This window comes from Curtobacterium sp. 314Chir4.1 (assembly GCF_900215175.1).
Lineage (GTDB): Bacteria > Actinomycetota > Actinomycetes > Actinomycetales > Microbacteriaceae > Curtobacterium > Curtobacterium pusillum_A.
This window is the reverse complement of sequence record NZ_OCMI01000003.1, coordinates 176,842-192,869: the sequence shown is the minus strand read 5'-3', so window position 1 is coordinate 192,869 and position 16,028 is coordinate 176,842. Positions and strand designations below refer to the sequence as shown.

The window sequence follows — 16,028 nt, the reverse complement described above, 5'->3', positions numbered from 1 at the left end:
GTCCTCGTGGGAAGTCACATCCGCGATCCTCAGGAGCCCCCGGTGCCGTACCCGCTCAACTCCAGCAACGACGGAGTCACCCCGTCGCCGTCCTTCCCCGCCGTCGAGCAGGGCATCCTCGCCTTCTGGAAGGGCGACGGCACGTTCCAGGCCTCGATCGACCAGCGCGAGGGCTGTGACGAGTGGACGTTCTACGACGGCCCGCCGTTCGCCAACGGCCTGCCGCACTACGGCCACCTGCTGACGGGCTACGCGAAGGACGTGTTCCCGCGCTACCAGACCATGCGCGGCAAGCAGGTGCACCGCCGCTTCGGCTGGGACACGCACGGCCTGCCCGCCGAGCTCGAGGCGATGCGGCAGCTCGGCATCACCGAGAAGCACGAGATCGACGAGATGGGCGTCGACGTCTTCAACGCGGCCGCGAAGAAGTCCGTCCTGCAGTACACCGACGAGTGGCAGCAGTACGTCACCCGCCAGGCGCGCTGGGTCGACTTCGAGAACGACTACAAGACCCTCGACGTGACGTTCATGGAGAGCGTGCTGTGGGCGTGGAAGCAGCTCTGGGACAAGGGCCTGGCGTACGAGGGCTTCCGGGTCCTGCCGTACTGCTGGAACGACCAGACGCCGCTGTCCAACCACGAGCTGCGCATGGACGACGACGTCTACAAGATGCGTCAGGACCAGTCCGTGACGGTGTCGTTCCCGCTGCAGGGGGCGGGCGCCGAATCGCTCGGTCTGGCCGGCGTGCGGGCGCTCGCCTGGACGACGACCCCTTGGACGCTGCCGACGAACGCCGCCTTGGCCGTCGGGCCTGCGGTCTCGTACGTGGTGCTGCCTGCTGGGCCTGGAGGCGCGGCTGACGGTGGTCCCGCCGGTGCGGTCTCCTACATGCTCGCCGCCGACACGGTGGCCGCCTACGCGAAGGACCTCGGCTACGAGAGCGCGGAGGACGCCGCTGCCGCGGTCGTCCGCACCCTGGCGGGCGCCGAGCTCGACGGCGTCCGGTACGAGCGACTGTTCGACGACCTCGCCGACACCGAGGGCATGGAGCACGCCTGGCAGATCCTGGTCGCCGACTACGTCGAGACCGGCGAGGGCACCGGCATCGTGCACCAGGCCCCGGCCTACGGCGCCGACGACCAAGTGGTCTGCGCCGCTGCGGGCATCCCCGTGGTGCTCTCCCTCGACGAGGGCGGTGTGTTCACCTCGCAGTTCCCGCGCGTCGCCGGTCAGCTCTGGTCGGACGCGAACAAGCCGCTCACCAAGGCCGTCCGTGACGCCGGACGCCTGCTCCGCCAGGCGTCCTACGAGCACAGCTACCCGCACTGCTGGCGCTGCCGGAAGCCCCTCATCTACAAGGCCGTCTCGAGCTGGTTCGTCCGCGTGACCGAGTTCCGCGACCGCATGGGCGAGCTGAACCAGGACATCAACTGGGTGCCCGACAACGTCAAGGACGGCCAGTTCGGCAAGTGGGTCGGGAACGCCATCGACTGGTCGGTGTCCCGCAACCGGTACTTCGGCACGCCGATCCCGGTGTGGCAGTCCGACGACCCGTCGTACCCGCGTCAGGACGTCTACGGCTCGCTCGAGGAGATCGAGCGCGACTTCGGGCGCCTGCCCCGGAACGCCGACGGCGAGGTCGACCTGCACCGCCCGTTCATCGACGACCTGACGCGCCCGAACCCCGACGACCCCACCGGGCAGTCGACCATGCGCCGGATCACCGACGTGTTCGACGTCTGGTTCGACTCCGGGTCGATGCCGTACGCCCAGGTGCACTACCCGTTCGAGAACCGCGAGTGGTTCGAGTCGCACAACCCGGCCGACTTCATCGTCGAGTACATCGGGCAGACCCGCGGCTGGTTCTACGTCATGCACGTGCTGTCCACCGCACTGTTCGACCGCCCGGCCTTCCAGAACGTCATCAGCCACGGCATCGTCCTCGGCTCGGACGGCCAGAAGATGTCGAAGTCGCTGCGGAACTACCCGGACGTGTCCGAGGTGTTCGACCGCGACGGCGCCGACGCCATGCGCTGGTTCCTCATGTCGTCGTCGGTCATCCGCGGCGGCAACCTCGTCGTCACCGAGGAAGGGATCCGTCAGGGCGTCCGCGAGTTCCTCCTGCCGCTCTGGTCGACGTACTACTTCTTCACGCTGTACTCGAACGCCTCCGGGCCCGACGGGTACCAGGCTGCGCGCCGCACGGACTCGACCGACGTGCTCGACCGCTACCTGCTCGCGAAGACCCGCGTGCTCGTCGAGGACGTCACGACGCACCTCGACGCCCTCGACACGCCCCTCGCCGCGCAGGCGCTCCGCGACTTCGCCGACGTGCTCACGAACTGGTACGTCCGTCGGTCGCGCGACAAGTTCTGGCTCGGTGCGGCGTCCTCGCCAGAGGCGGCGGCTGCGTTCGACACGCTGTACACCGTGCTCGAGACGCTCACCCGTGTCGCCGCGCCCCTCGCACCGCTCGTCACCGAGGAGATCTGGAAGGGACTCACCGGCGACCGGTCGGTGCACCTGGAGGACTTCCCGTCGGCGGACGAGTTCCCCGCAGACGATGCCCTGGTCGCCGCGATGGACCGGGTGCGCGACGTCGCCTCGAAGGGCCTCGCGCTGCGCAAGTCGACCGGTAAGCGCGTCCGGCTCCCGCTCGCGACGCTCACGCTCGTCGTGCCCGACCCGGCCGCGGTCGAGCCGTTCGCGGACATCCTCCGCGACGAGCTCAACGTGAAGCGGGTCGTGCTGGAGCAGCAGGAGGAGTCCTCCCTCGGCCGCTACGGCATCGAGCGGAAGCTCACCGTGAACGCCCGTGCCGCCGGGCCCCGCATCGGCAAGCAGGTCCAGCAGGTCATCCCGGCCGCCAAGCGGGGCGACTGGACCGCGACCGAGACCGGCGTCACCGTCGGCGGCGTCGACCTCGTCGAGGGCGAGTACACGCTCGACCTCACCGTAGCGGACGACTCCGTGGCCGTGGCCTTCCTCGACGGCGGCGGGTTCGTGGTGCTCGACACCGTGACCACGCCCGAGCTCGAAGCCGAGGGCCTCGCCCGCGACGTCGTCCGCGCCGTGCAGCAGGCCCGCCGTGACGCGGACCTCGACGTCAGCGACCGCATCGTCCTCACCCTCGGTGCGGACGACGTCGCCGACGCGGCGGTCCGCACCCACCAGCAGCTCATCGCGGGGGAGACCCTGTCGACGAGCGTCGAGATCGTGCCCCTCGGGGCAGACGCCACCACCACCGACGTCGGTGACGGTGCGAAGGTGACCGTGGAGGTGTCACGCGCATGAGCGAGTACCCCGAAGACCCGTCCGAGGACGGCATCGAGATCCCCGTCGGCCCCGCCGGTGAGACGGACCCCGCCTCGGCCGTGCCGTTCGGCGCGGACGACGACGAGGTCAGGCGCGTCGAGGCGGCCCTGTACGCCCGGATCGGCGAGCAGTCGCCCGAACACCGCCTGTCCGCGACCCGGCGCGCCGTCGAGCTGCTCGGCGACCCGCACCTCGCGTACCCGGTCATCCACCTGACCGGCACGAACGGCAAGACCTCGACCGCGCGCATCACCGAGAGCATCGTCCGGGCCCACGGGCTGCGCACCGGCCTGATGACCAGCCCGCACCTCGTGTCGATCCGGGAACGCATCGTCGTCGACGGCGCCCCCATCGCCGCCGACCGCTTCGTCGAGAACTGGGACGACATCGCCCCCGTCCTCGAGATGACCGACAAGGAGCTCACCGACAAGGGCGAACTCCCGCTGACGTTCTTCGAGGCCCTGACCGTCCTCGCCCTGGCGTGCTTCGCCGAGGCGCCGGTCGACGTCGCGGTCATCGAGGTCGGCATGGGCGGCGAGTGGGACTCGACGAACGTCGTGCAGAGCCAGGTGTCGGTGTTCACGCCGATCGCCATCGACCACGCCAAGCAGCTCGGCGGCACCGTCGCCGAGATCGCCCGCACCAAGTCGGGGATCATCAAGCCGTCGTCGTCCGTCGTGTCGAGCGTGCAGACGCCCGAGGCGCTCGCCGAACTCCAGCGTGCGGCCGAACTCACCGAGTCGACGCTCGCGGTCGAGGGCGACGCCTTCCGGGTCGTCGACGTGACGCCGGCGGTCGGCGGGCAGCTCATCACCGTGCAGGGCGTCGCCGGTCGCTACGACGACCTGTTCCTGCCGCTGTTCGGCCGCCACCAGGCCGACAACGCGGCCGTCGCGATCGCCGCGGTGGAGTCCTTCCTCGGCCGCGGGTCGCAGGCCCTCGACGAGGACGTCCTGTCCGAGGGACTCGCGGGGGCGACCAGCCCCGGCCGGCTCCAGCCGATCGCCACGGATCCGACGGTCGTGGTCGACGCGGCGCACAACCCGCACGGTGCCCGCGCGCTCGCCGAGGCACTGCCCGTGGCGTTCCCGTCCGAGCACGTGGTCGGCGTCGTCGGCATCCTCGCCGACAAGGACGCCCGGGGCTTCGTGCGCGCGCTCAAGGACACCGTCGCGACCTTCGTCGTGACCCAGCCGCCGGGGGAACGCGCGCTCGACGCGGACGAGTTCGCCCGCATCGTCGTCGACGAGGTCGGTGAGGACCGCGTGGTCGTCGAGCCGACGCTCGCCGCGGCGCTGCAGGAAGCGCGCGACCTCGCGGACGAGGCGGACGCCGAGGACGCCCTCGTGCTCGTCGCGGGCTCGATCGTGATGGTGGGCGCGGTCATGGACCTGGTCCACGCGGAAGGCGAGACGAAGTGACGGACGCGAACCGTGCCTCCAGGCCGGGACGCGCACCGCGAGCCCGGAAGCCGCGACGCGAACGCGGTGCCCAGGAGAGCCTGCTCTCGATCACGCTGATCCTGGAAGCGATCATGTTCTTCTTCCCGATGCTCGTCGTGTTCGGGAAGGGCACGTTGCCGCCGGCCGCGGCCTTCGGCGGCGGCATCGGCGCGATGGTCGTGCTGGCGCTGGCCTCGCGGCTGACGGGCAAGCCCGCCGGTGTATGGTTCGGGTGGCTGCTGCAGGCGGCCATCCTCGCCACGGGGTTCATCGAGCCGTTCATGTTCGCGGTCGCCGTGGTGTTCCTGGCGCTGTGGGTCTTCTGCTTCGTCAAGGGCGGTCAGCTCGACCGTCAGAACGCTGCGCGACGTGCCGCACTGGGCGAGGACTGACCACCCCCCATTCGACCCCGAACACTAGGAGTTCTGCGTGTCCGACCTCGAAGAGACCCTCGTCCTCGTCAAGCCCGACGGCGTCGCCCGCCAGCTCACCGGTGAGATCCTCCGCCGGATCGAGGCCAAGGGCTACGAGATCGTCGACCTGAAGATGCTGACGGCCCCTCGCGACCTGCTCGACGCCCACTACGAGGAGCACCAGGGCAAGCCGTTCTTCGAGCCGCTCGTCGAGTTCATGCAGTCCGGCCCGGTCGTCGCGGTGCGCGTCGCCGGCAACGGCGTCATCGCCGGCTTCCGGTCGCTCGCCGGCACCACCGACCCGACCTCGGCCGCACCGGGCACCATCCGTGGTGACCTCGGTCGCGACTGGGGCCTCAAGGTGCAGCAGAACCTGGTGCACGGCTCCGACAGCACCGAGTCGTCGGCGCGCGAGCTCGCGCTCTGGTTCGCCTGAGACGGCCGGGGAGTCGGACATGACGAACACCCCTCGTCCCACCAAGAACGAGCGCCGCGCACACGCGCGTGACCTCGCCCGCGAGCGTGCCGCCGCCGAGAAGCGTCGGAAGCGCCGCAACAAGTGGTTCCTCCAGGGCGGCATCGGCCTGGGCATCGTCGCGATCGCGGCCATCGTCGCGATCGTCGTCGTGAACGTGAACAACGCGAACACCGTGTCGGCCACCGGCCCGAAGAACATGGCCACCGGTGCCATCCAGTTCACGGGCGGCGACGGCAAGGTCACCCCGGTGACCACGAAGGCCGTCACCGCGAAGGGGACGCCCTCGGCGATCCCGACGTCGAACAGTGACGGTGCCGTCGCGGTGACCGAGTACGTCGACTGGGCCTGCCCGGTGTGCAAGCAGTTCGAGGCCGCGTACGCCGACCAGATCCTCGACAAGGTGAAGTCCGGCGACGCGACGCTGGCGATCCAGCCGGTGTCGATCCTCGACCGCAGCTACCAGAGCTCGCGCTACGCCAGCCGTGCCGCGAACGCCGCGATGTGCGTCGCCAACTACGCCCCGGACAAGTTCCTCGACGTGCAGACGCAGTTCTTCGACAACCAGCCGGAAGAGGGCACCAAGGGCCTGACGAACGCCGAGATCGCGAAGCTCGTGAAGGCGGGCGGCGCGACCGGTTCGAACGTCTCGGAGTGCCTGTCGAGCGAGCAGTTCAAGGGCTGGGTCACCCGGTCGACGAGCCTCGTGACGAGCGACCCGGACCTGCAGGGCACGCAGGGCTTCGGCACGCCGACGATCCTCGTGAACGGCAAGAAGGTCGACACGCTGACGAACGTCATCACCGAGATCGACGCCGCCGCGAAGTAGCCCGCGCCGCGGTCCCTGCCGCGTTCCGCACAACCAAAGTCGCCCCGAACCACGTGCATGCGCGGTTCGGGGCGACTTTGGTTGTGCGCGGCCGGTCGGCACCAGCCTGCGCGAGCGCGCGCGGGCGCTCCCGCTACGCGGCGCCGCCGTTCTGCTCGACGAACGCGGCGAAGGCGTCGGTGTCGGTGAGCGAGCCGTTGTACTGCTTGCCGTTCACGATGACCGTCGGGGTACCGGTGACCTTCGCGAGCGACGAGTTCGGGATCGCCTCGTTCAGCACCCGGTTCGTGGCGTCGGCCACCCACCCGGCGAAGTGCTGCCCGGTGATGCAGGACGCGACCTTGCTGTTCGTGGCGCCGGCGGTCTTCGCCAGGGACGCGAGCTCGTCGTTCGTGAGGCCCCGGGTGCTCTCGGACGGCTGGTTCTCGTACAACGACGTGTTGTACGCCAGGAACGCGTCCGGGTCGTAGTTCGCGACACAGGCGGCCGCGGCGGCGGATCGGGTGGAGTACTTCGACCCGAGGGACACCCGGTCGAGCAGGTTGAACGGGTGCAGCTCGAGCGTTGCCGAGCCGTCCTGCACCCACTGCTTGATCTGGGACATCTGGCTGGTCTCGAACTGGTTGCAGTACGGGCACATGTAGTCCGAGTACACCGTGATGTTCGCGACGGAGTCGTCCTGCTTCGTGGGAGTGGGCTTCCCGCCCTCCGGTGTGGCCGCCGTCTCGACGGGGACGATCTTCCCGTTCACCCCGTGCAGCAGGACGCCGTCGCTCGCCATGTTCCTCGGCCCGGGGCCGGCGGGTTGCACGGAGTTCGCGATCACCACGACGACGATCGCGATGACCGCGAGACCGCCGACGATGATCCCGCTGATGCCCAGTGTCCGGTTGCGGCGGCGTCGCGCCTGCTCCTGTACGCGGGCGAGGCGTGCACGTTCCCGTGCGGCCTCCCGGCGTGCCTTCTTGCTCTCGTTCTCGCTCATCGAGTTCGAGCGTAGGTCGCGCGGGGAAGCGGATCGGTCCTGTTGGCTGGGAAGCACCCAGGAATTCGGTGACGCGTCATCGACGAGTCATCGGCAACCCCCAGCCGAGGCTCAGAAGGACTGCAGGATCGTCGGGAACGTGATGAGGATCGTGACGACGATGAACAGGTAGTTCGCCAGCGGGAACGCCCAGCAGAAGGGGAGCAGGACACGCCCGAGTCGCTGAGTCCCGGCGCCGAACCGGCCCTGCGCAGCGTTCCAGATCGTGAACACCCAGAACATCGGGATCGTCATCGACCAGACGAGCATGCACCACGGGCAGAGGGCGCCGATGAACCACACGGTCTGGGTGAACAGCCACGTGACGAACACCCACGCCAGGAAGACCCCGGCGTTGAACGCGATCCAGAACCAGCGCGAACCGTTCCGGAAGCCGGCGAGCAGCATCACCGCGACGGCGGTCGGTGCGACGAAGCCCATCACGCCGAGCAGCGGGTTCGGGAAGCCGAAGAGGTGCCCCTGCCAGCTGGCCATCACGTCCGAGCAGCTGATGAACGGATTGACGTCGCAGGACAGCACCTTCTTCGGGTCCGCGTACTTCGCGAACTCGTCGAGGACGAGCGAGAAGGACCCGTAGAGACCGACCACGCCGGTGATCAACAGGAAGACCGCGATGGCGATCGGACGGCGGGCGGCAGGTGCTGGCGAGCTCACGGCGTCATCATCGCATGCCCGTTCCGGTCCTTTCCGGGTGCGGCATGCGATAATCGTCGAAGGTCGTGCGGCCATCCGCACGACGATGAGAGCTTTCCGGGCGCCGCCCGGACGATCAGGTGCGGTGAGAGCGCACCGTGACCGGGATGCGCGTGACGCACCGGCCACAAGACAGCGAACGCGGGGGCGTGGTCGCCACCCGCTACAACTACAGAGTTCCCGCCGCCCGACACGGGCGCGAGCGGGGTCAAGGAGTGCACCAGGTCCATGGTGGAGCAGAACAACGACAACACGAACAACGAAGAAGTCGCGCCGAAGCGTCGCGGTCGCCTGTTCGGCGGCCGTCGCGCCCGGTCGGCGGGCAGCCTGGAGGCACGGGGTGACGTCGCGCAGACGGCTCCCGTCGACGAGACGGTCGCGCTGACGGACGAGGCGGTCGCCACGCCGGAGCCGGTCACGGCTGCCGACCCGGCACCCGTCTCGGTCGAGGTCGAGGCGGTCGCCAGCCCGAGCGACGAGCCGCACGACGTGAGCACCCTGACCGGCGACCTGCCGGTGGTGGACGCGACCACGGCACCGACCGTCAGCGACGAGGCGGCGGCAGACCGCGCCTCCAGTCCGGACGCTGCAGCGGCAGCCGAGCCCGAGGCGCCCGCCGCCGAGGAGCCGTTCGTCCCGAAGGCGACGAGCACCCTCAGCCTGATCTTCCACGCGCCGGTCCTGCCGGAGCTGCCGCACCGCGCGCCGCGCGACGAGCGCGACGAGGACGACGACGACGAGCAGGGCGGCGGACGTCGTCGCTCGCGTCGCCGCGGCACGAGCGCCGACCGTGAGCCCCGCGAGCACCGCGAGCCGCGCGACCACCAGGAGCCCCGCCGCCGCGAGGTCGAGTACATCACCGAGCCGCAGAAGGTGAAGGGCTCGACGCGACTCGAGGCGAAGAAGCAGCGTCGTCGCGACGGCCGTGACGCCGGTCGTCGTCGCCAGGTCGTGACCGAGGACGAGTTCCTCGCGCGCCGCGAGAGCGTCGACCGGCAGATGATCGTCCGGTCGAGCGCCTCCAAGATCGAGATCGGCGTGCTCGAGGACGGCATCCTCGCCGAGCACTACGTCACCAAGTCGCACAACGTGTCGCTCATCGGCAACGTGTACCTCGGCAAGGTCCAGAACGTCCTGCCCTCGATGGAGGCGGCGTTCGTCGACATCGGTCGCGGTCGCAACGCCGTGCTGTACGCGGGCGAGGTCGACTGGAACTCGGTCGACACCGGCAACCACGGTCGTCGCATCGAGGCCGCGCTCAAGCCCGGCGACAAGGTGCTCGTGCAGGTCACGAAGGACCCGGTCGGCCACAAGGGTGCCCGTCTGACCAGCCAGGTCTCGCTGCCCGGCCGCTACCTCGTGTACGTGCCGAACGGCTCGATGAACGGCATCTCGCGCAAGCTCCCGGACACCGAGCGCGCACGCCTCAAGAAGATCCTCAAGGAGGTCCTCCCCGAGCACGCCGGCGTCATCGTCCGCACCGCTGCGGAGGGCGCCACCGAGGAGCAGCTGACCCGCGACGTCCAGCGCCTCACCAGCCAGTGGGAGGCCATCCAGAAGAAGGTCGCGAACGGCCAGGCGCCGGTCATGCTCCACTCGGAGCCCGACCTGCTCGTGAAGATCGTCCGCGACGTCTTCAACGAGGACTTCACGAAGCTCATCATCGACGGTTCCGCCGCGCGCGAGACGATCGACGAGTACCTCACCGCGGTCGCGCCCGACCTCAAGGACCGCGTCGAGATCTACGACGGACCGGACTCCTTCGAGGAGTACCGCCTCAACGAGCAGATCGAGAAGGCCCTCGACCGCAAGGTCTGGTTGCCCTCCGGTGGTTCGCTCGTGATCGACCGCACCGAGGCCATGACGGTCGTCGACGTCAACACGGGGAAGTTCGTCGGGTCCGGCGGCAACCTCGAGGAGACGGTCACGAAGAACAACCTCGAGGCCGCCGAGGAGATCGTCCGGCAGCTCCGCCTGCGCGACATCGGCGGCATCATCGTCGTCGACTTCATCGACATGGTCCTCGAGTCGAACCGCGACCTCGTGCTGCGCCGACTCGTCGAGTGCCTGAGCCGCGACCGCACGAAGCACCAGGTCGCCGAGGTCACCTCGCTCGGCCTCGTGCAGATGACCCGCAAGAAGATCGGCGTCGGGCTCCGCGAGTCCCTCGACGAGGTCAACGCGAAGGTCAACGACAACAACGCGGACCCCGGCCCCTCGAAGGGTCGCCGCAAGGGTCGTGGCAACGGGAACGGCTCGACCGGCAACGGTGGGAACACCGGCGGCAACGGGTCGAACGGCACCGGCGGCTCCGGGTCGCCGCACGGCTCCTCGACGCAGGCGCACCAGATCACGGACGACGTGAAGAACGCGCTGTCGCGCATCGCGGCGTCGACCATCCCGCACGAGGAGCACGAGGGCGCAGCCACGCCGGCGTCGGCCTCGTCCGCGGTGTCGGCCGACTCGGTGCCGTCGGTTCCCTCGGCGCCCGCTGCCCCGGAGCCGGGCGAGTCGTCCGCGCAGGAGCACGGCGAGCAGGCCTCCGGGTCGAAGCGTCGTCGTCGCCGCGGTGGCCGTGGTGCGGGCGCGCCGGACGCGAACCCCACCGCCGAGGTCGCAGCCCAGCCCGCCGACGAGCCCGCCGCGCCGTCGTCCGCGTCCGAGCCGGCTGCCGCTGCCGCAGCTCCGGAGGTCGTGCCCGCCGCTGCTGCCGAGTCCGCGGAGCCCGCGAAGGCACCGACCCGGCGCCGGGTCAGCTCGAGCGCGCCGGTGACGCCGACGGAGACCTCCGTCGCGATCCTCGACATCCCGATCGCCGCCACGAAGCGTGCGCCGCGCACGGTCAGCGGAGACGCCGAGTCCCTGCTCGACTCCGTCCTGCAGGCGCTCCCGGAGCCGAAGCAGCCGGGGCAGGGCCGTTCGCGGTCGCGCCGTGTCTCGTCGCCGAGCATCAGCGCGCCGGCGACCGCCGAGGGTGACACCACCGACGACGGCGCAGTGATCCTGGGGAACTGACGATGTCGAACCCGGGCGACCCGCAGCGGTCGCAGCAGGACCGCGGGTACTACGGTGCGGGCTGGTCCCAGCCCGCACCGTCCCAGCCGGCACCGTCCCAGCCGGCGCCGCCGTCGCAGCCCGGCGGGCCGTACGCAACCGGGCCGTACGCAACCGGGTCGTACGCTCCCGGGCCGTACCAGCCGCCGCGGCCGCCCCGGCAGCAGGCCGACCCGCGGAGGGCCTGGGCGCCGGGCGCCTCGGTCACGAACACGGCCGGGGCGCTCATCGCCGTCGTGTCGCTCGTGCTCGTCGAGTTCGTCTCCGGGATGATCGGGCTGATCGGGACCTCGCTCGTGGTGCACCCGTTCTCGACCTACGGCACCGGGGACAGCCTGGTGAGCGGGTTCGTCACCGGGGTCTTCCTCGCGCCGTTCCCGTTCTACGCCGGGGCCTTCCTGTCGCTCGCGTTCCTGACGCCGATCGCCCGCCGGAGCCCGCTGCCCACCGTGCTGCTCCGCGCCGTCCTCGCCGGGGCTGCCGGCACCGTCGCGCTCGCCCTCGTCGGGGTCTTCACGGGGTCCGTCGGGGCGATCCGGTCCGGGGGAGCGCGTCTGGTGATCGACGTCTTCACGACCCCGCTGCAGAACGGCGTCCCGTTCACCGTGATGCTCCTCGCCACGTCGACCGCGGCGTGGCTGTGGCTCGGGCGTCCGCGTGGCGGTCGTCGTGCGCCGGGAGCTCCTGGGACGCTGGGCACGGTGCGACCCGCCGACGCCGTGCCGCCCGCGACCGTGCAGCCCCCGGCACCGCAGCACGGCGTGCCGCAGCAGCCGTCGGTGCCGCCTGCGCCGCCGTACGGCGGCCAGCAGCCCCCGGCCAACCCCTGGGGCGGTCCGGCGCCGCGCTGAGCCGTCAGTGGCGCGCCAGCGCGCTGGCGTGCCGACGCGTGCCGGTGCGTGCCGTCTTCACTGTGCGAGGTTTCGTGCGCGGTGCGAGGCTCCGACCCTCGCACCGTGGGCGGGACCTCGCACCATGCGCAGCCGGCCCCGCACCGTGCGAGGTGCGTGACGAGGCGGAGCGTCGCCGCGCCTCCAGGCCCGGGTGTCGTGCGCGCGTCAGAGCGCGCGCTTGTCGCGCTGCGCGACCCGCAGCCCACTCGCGATGAGCCGCAGGACCAGCTCGCGACCGGTGACCGCCGAGGCGCCGGCGGCGACGAGTTCGTCGTACCGGGCCAGGGGCACGTCGTAGTGGTCGTGGTCGAACGCCCGGCGCGGGATCCCGGCCAGTTCGGCGAACGCGTGCAGCTCGTCGTAGGATGAGTCACTGACGAGGTGCGACCACAGAGTGTCGTGAGCGGGCCACGTCGGCGGGTCGATCAACACGGTCACACGGCAATCGTACGTGTGTCGCCGTTTGACCGGACCTGGGGGCATCGAGTATTCTCGATCCCTGGTGTCAGCGGGCCGTTCTGCCTGCGTCGCCGATCGGGCCCGGCCTCCGGGAGCCGCTCGTGCAGAAGTGGGCACCCGAGACTTCCCTCAAGCAGAAATACGTAAGGATTTCCACGTGGTTTACGCAGTAGTGCGCGCCGGCGGCCGTCAGGAAAAGGTCGAGGTCGGGACGATCATCACCCTCGACCGCGCCAAGGCAGACGACAAGGGCAACATCGACCTCGCCCCGGTGCTCCTCGTGGACGGTGACAAGATCACGTCGGCGGCTTCCGAGCTCGCCAAGGTGACCGTCACCGCCGAGGTGCTCGAGGACCTCCGTGGTCCGAAGGTCGTCATCCAGAAGTTCAAGAACAAGACCGGGTACAAGAAGCGCCAGGGTTTCCGCGCTGAGCTCACCCGTGTCAAGATCACCTCGATCGCGTAAGGCGGGAGTAGAAGATGGCACACAAGAAGGGTGCGAGCTCCACTCGCAACGGTCGTGACTCGAACGCGCAGCGCCTCGGCGTGAAGCGCTTCGGTGGCGAGGTCGTCAACGCCGGCGAGATCATCCTCCGCCAGCGTGGCACCCACTTCCACCCGGGCGCCAACGTCGGCCGCGGTGGCGACGACACGCTGTTCGCCCTCTCGGCCGGTTCGGTCGAGTTCGGCACCAAGGGCGGCCGCAAGGTCGTCAACATCGTCAACGCGTAACACCACCGACGATCTGACTCTGCGGGAGGGGCGGGCCACGTGCCCGCCCCTCCCGTTCTCTTTTCTGCAACACCTAGGAGTGGACCCATGGCGACCTTCGTCGACCGCGTGACCCTGCACCTCACCGCGGGGAACGGCGGCAACGGCTGCGTGTCGGTCCGTCGTGAGAAGTTCAAGCCGCTCGCCGGCCCGGACGGCGGCAACGGCGGTGACGGTGGCGACATCGTCCTCGTCGCCGACCCGCAGGTGACGACCCTGCTCGGGTACCACCGTTCGCCGCACCGTTCCTCGAAGAACGGGCAGCCGGGCATGGGCGACATGCGCAGCGGCATCAGCGGGGAGACCCTCGAGCTGCCCCTGCCGATCGGCACCGTGGTCCACGACGAGAACGGCGAGGTGATCGCCGACATGACCGAACCGGGCATGCGCGTCGTCATCGCCCCCGGTGGTCAGGGCGGTCTCGGCAACGCGGCGCTCTCGACGACGAAGCGCAAGGCGCCCGGGTTCGCGCTCCTCGGGACCGAGGGCTGGTCGGGTGACGTCAGCCTCGAGCTGAAGACGATCGCCGACGTCGCACTCGTCGGGTTCCCCAGTGCCGGCAAGTCCTCGCTCATCGCCGCGATCTCCGCCGCGAAGCCGAAGATCGCCGACTACCCGTTCACGACCCTCACGCCGAACCTCGGCGTCGTCGAGTCCGGTTCCACCCGCTTCACCGTCGCCGACGTCCCCGGCCTGATCGAGGGTGCGTCGGAGGGCAAGGGGCTCGGCCTCGAGTTCCTGCGCCACGTCGAGCGCTGCGAGGCGCTGCTGCACGTCATCGACTGCGCCACGCTCGACCCGGGCCGCGACCCGATCACCGACCTCGACGTCATCCTCGGCGAGCTCGAGCGCTACCCGGTCCCGGAGGGCCAGGTGCCGCTGCTCGAGCGTCCGCAGATGATCGCGCTCAACAAGGTCGACGTCCCCGAGGCCGCCGAGCTGGCGGAGTTCGTCACGGCCGAGCTCGAGGGCCGTGGGTACCGCGTCTTCCCGATCTCCACCGCGTCCCGCAGGGGCCTGCGCGAGCTGACGTTCGCGCTGGCCGACGTCGTCTCCGCCGCGCGTGCGGCCAAGGCCGCCGAGCCGGCGCCGGAGCGGATCGTCCTCCGTCCCAAGGCCGTCGACGACAAGCCGTTCACGATCCGCGCCGAGGGCGGCGAGGAGCACCGCTTCTACCGGATCCGCGGCGCGAAGCCGGAGCGTTGGGTCCAGCAGACCGACTTCACGAACGAAGAGGCGATCGGGTACCTCGCCGACCGCCTGGCGAAGCTCGGCGTCGAGGACGGCCTGTTCAAGGCCGGTGCCGTCGCCGGGTCCACCGTCGTCATCGGTGGTGACGGCGGCACGGTCTTCGACTGGGAGCCGACGCTCACCTCGACCGCCGAGCTCATCACGAGTGCCCGTGGTACCGACGCCCGCATCGGGGCGACCTCGCGTCCGACCCGCAACGAGCGTCGCGAGGAGTACTTCGAGCGCATGGACGCCAAGACGGCCGCGCGTGCCGAGCTCGAGCAGGAGCGCATCGCCGGGCTCTGGGCGGAGGACGGGGACCTGTCTCCCGCCGCATCCGACAAGGACGACGAGGACTGACCGCAGCATGACCGACACGACCGCTCGCACCGACCTCGGACCCGTCACCCGGCGCGAGGACATCCCACGTGCCAGGCGGATCGTGGTCAAGGTCGGGTCGTCGTCGGTCAGCGGTGAGAACACCGGGCAGATCGCGCCGCTGGTCGACGCCCTCACAGCCGCCCACGCCCGGGGGACCGAGGTCGTGCTCGTGTCGTCCGGTGCCATCGCGACGGGGTTCCCGTTCCTCGGCCTCGAGGGGCGCCCGGACGACCTCGCCACCCAGCAGGCGGCCGCGGCCACCGGGCAGAACGTCCTGATGTTCCGGTACCAGAAGGAACTCGACCGGCACGGGGTGGTGGCGGCGCAGATCCTCCTGACCGCCGGGGACCTGCAGAACCCGACGCACCGGGTGAACGCGCAGCGGGCGATCGACCGGCTCCTCGCGCTGCGGGTGCTGCCGATCGTCAACGAGAACGACACCGTCGCGACCCACGAGATCCGCTTCGGCGACAACGACCGGCTGGCGGCCCTGGTGGCGCGGCTGCTCGGGGCCGATGCCCTCGTGCTGCTCTCCGACGTCGAGTCGCTCTACACGCGGCCGCCGGAGCAGCCCGGTGCTGCACCGATCACCCACGTGCCGTTCGGCGACGAGCTCGCCGGGGTCACCTTCGGATCGATCGGCGCCGCCGGCGTGGGGACCGGGGGAGCGGGGACGAAGGTCGCTGCCGCCCGGCTCGCCGCCGAGGCGGGGACGTCGGTGCTCGTGACCGCGACGGCGCTGGTCGAGCAGGCGCTCGCGGGCCAGCAGGTGGGCACCTGGTTCGAGGCGGCGCCCCGAGCCTGACCGGTTCGCGTCCGGCTGGGTGCGCTGGTCGGCGCACGGGCGCCGAGGTCGCTCGATGTGTCGCTGCACGCGACGGCTCGCGGCGTGTCGCGCGACTTCGGTGACCGGCAGGCGGCGTGTCGCGCGACTTCGTCGCGTCTCCGGACTGGAGGTGCGGGTCGACCCCGGCGTGCAGCGCGCCCTGGTGCGGTCGGCGAGCGGGCGAGATGCGTCCCGCTCGGCG

The 16,028-nt window shown here is 70.5% G+C and carries 14 protein-coding genes; 11 read left to right on the top strand and 3 right to left on the bottom strand.

Features of this window, described 5'->3' with window-relative positions; all coding sequences use genetic code 11:
* Positions 1 to 42: 42 nt before the first annotated feature.
* The 5 genes from ileS to CRP27_RS09880 are packed head-to-tail and all read left to right on the top strand — an operon-like array spanning position 43 to position 6,474.
* Positions 43 to 3,294 (top strand): isoleucine--tRNA ligase, encoded by a 3,252-nt coding sequence (gene ileS, locus CRP27_RS09900; protein ID WP_097180521.1) that lies wholly within the window; start codon positions 43 to 45, stop codon positions 3,292 to 3,294.
* Entirely contained in the window at positions 3,291 to 4,736 is a 1,446-nt protein-coding gene (locus CRP27_RS09895; protein WP_255257529.1) for a folylpolyglutamate synthase/dihydrofolate synthase family protein, read from the top strand. Before ileS ends, CRP27_RS09895 begins: the two co-directional genes overlap by 4 nt.
* Positions 4,733 to 5,149: a DUF4233 domain-containing protein gene (locus CRP27_RS09890; RefSeq protein ID WP_097180520.1), complete on the top strand. Its 417-nt coding sequence runs from the start codon at positions 4,733 to 4,735 to the stop codon at positions 5,147 to 5,149. Before CRP27_RS09895 ends, CRP27_RS09890 begins: the two co-directional genes overlap by 4 nt.
* Positions 5,150 to 5,186: 37 nt before the next feature.
* Complete coding sequence (gene ndk / locus CRP27_RS09885; protein ID WP_079238588.1) at positions 5,187 to 5,606, top strand: nucleoside-diphosphate kinase; 420 nt, start codon at positions 5,187 to 5,189, stop codon at positions 5,604 to 5,606.
* Between the two features lie 19 nt (positions 5,607 to 5,625).
* A complete protein-coding gene (locus CRP27_RS09880) occupies positions 5,626 to 6,474 on the top strand; it encodes a thioredoxin domain-containing protein (protein WP_097180519.1) in 849 nt (282 codons plus the stop codon).
* A gap of 133 nt (positions 6,475 to 6,607) precedes the next feature.
* On the opposite strand, the gene CRP27_RS09875 is transcribed toward CRP27_RS09880, so the two are convergent.
* Together CRP27_RS09875 and CRP27_RS09870 are read right to left on the bottom strand one after the other, a co-directional pair.
* Positions 6,608 to 7,459 carry a thioredoxin domain-containing protein gene (locus CRP27_RS09875; protein ID WP_097180518.1) on the bottom strand — a complete coding sequence of 284 codons (852 nt, stop codon included), beginning with the start codon at positions 7,457 to 7,459 and terminating at the stop codon, positions 6,608 to 6,610.
* Between the two features lie 111 nt (positions 7,460 to 7,570).
* Positions 7,571 to 8,173: a vitamin K epoxide reductase family protein gene (locus CRP27_RS09870; RefSeq protein ID WP_255257528.1), complete on the bottom strand. Its 603-nt coding sequence runs from the start codon at positions 8,171 to 8,173 to the stop codon at positions 7,571 to 7,573.
* Positions 8,174 to 8,440: 267 nt separating this feature from the next.
* Here CRP27_RS09870 and CRP27_RS09865 point away from each other — a divergent pair, with 267 nt between their 5' ends.
* Complete coding sequence (locus tag CRP27_RS09865; protein WP_097180517.1) at positions 8,441 to 11,227, top strand: Rne/Rng family ribonuclease; 2,787 nt, start codon at positions 8,441 to 8,443, stop codon at positions 11,225 to 11,227.
* 2 nt (positions 11,228 to 11,229) lie between these two features.
* Positions 11,230 to 12,117: a hypothetical protein gene (locus CRP27_RS09860; protein WP_097180516.1), complete on the top strand. Its 888-nt coding sequence runs from the start codon at positions 11,230 to 11,232 to the stop codon at positions 12,115 to 12,117.
* A 207-nt stretch (positions 12,118 to 12,324) separates the two neighbouring features.
* On the opposite strand, the gene CRP27_RS09855 is transcribed toward CRP27_RS09860, so the two are convergent.
* On the bottom strand, positions 12,325 to 12,597 hold the full coding sequence (locus CRP27_RS09855) for a DUF4031 domain-containing protein (RefSeq protein ID WP_079238593.1): 273 nt from the start codon (positions 12,595 to 12,597) through the stop codon (positions 12,325 to 12,327).
* A 178-nt stretch (positions 12,598 to 12,775) separates the two neighbouring features.
* Here CRP27_RS09855 and rplU point away from each other — a divergent pair, with 178 nt between their 5' ends.
* From rplU to proB, 4 genes are all read left to right on the top strand, one after another.
* Positions 12,776 to 13,084, top strand: a complete 309-nt coding sequence (gene rplU / locus CRP27_RS09850; RefSeq protein WP_079238594.1) for a 50S ribosomal protein L21 — start codon at positions 12,776 to 12,778, stop codon at positions 13,082 to 13,084.
* A 14-nt stretch (positions 13,085 to 13,098) separates the two neighbouring features.
* Entirely contained in the window at positions 13,099 to 13,350 is a 252-nt protein-coding gene (gene rpmA / locus CRP27_RS09845; protein ID WP_022905368.1) for a 50S ribosomal protein L27, read from the top strand.
* A gap of 87 nt (positions 13,351 to 13,437) precedes the next feature.
* Positions 13,438 to 14,979 (top strand): GTPase ObgE, encoded by a 1,542-nt coding sequence (gene obgE, locus CRP27_RS09840; protein ID WP_097180515.1) that lies wholly within the window; start codon positions 13,438 to 13,440, stop codon positions 14,977 to 14,979.
* Between the two features lie 7 nt (positions 14,980 to 14,986).
* Positions 14,987 to 15,805 carry a glutamate 5-kinase gene (gene proB / locus CRP27_RS09835; RefSeq protein WP_255257527.1) on the top strand — a complete coding sequence of 273 codons (819 nt, stop codon included), beginning with the start codon at positions 14,987 to 14,989 and terminating at the stop codon, positions 15,803 to 15,805.
* Positions 15,806 to 16,028: the final 223 nt, after the last annotated feature.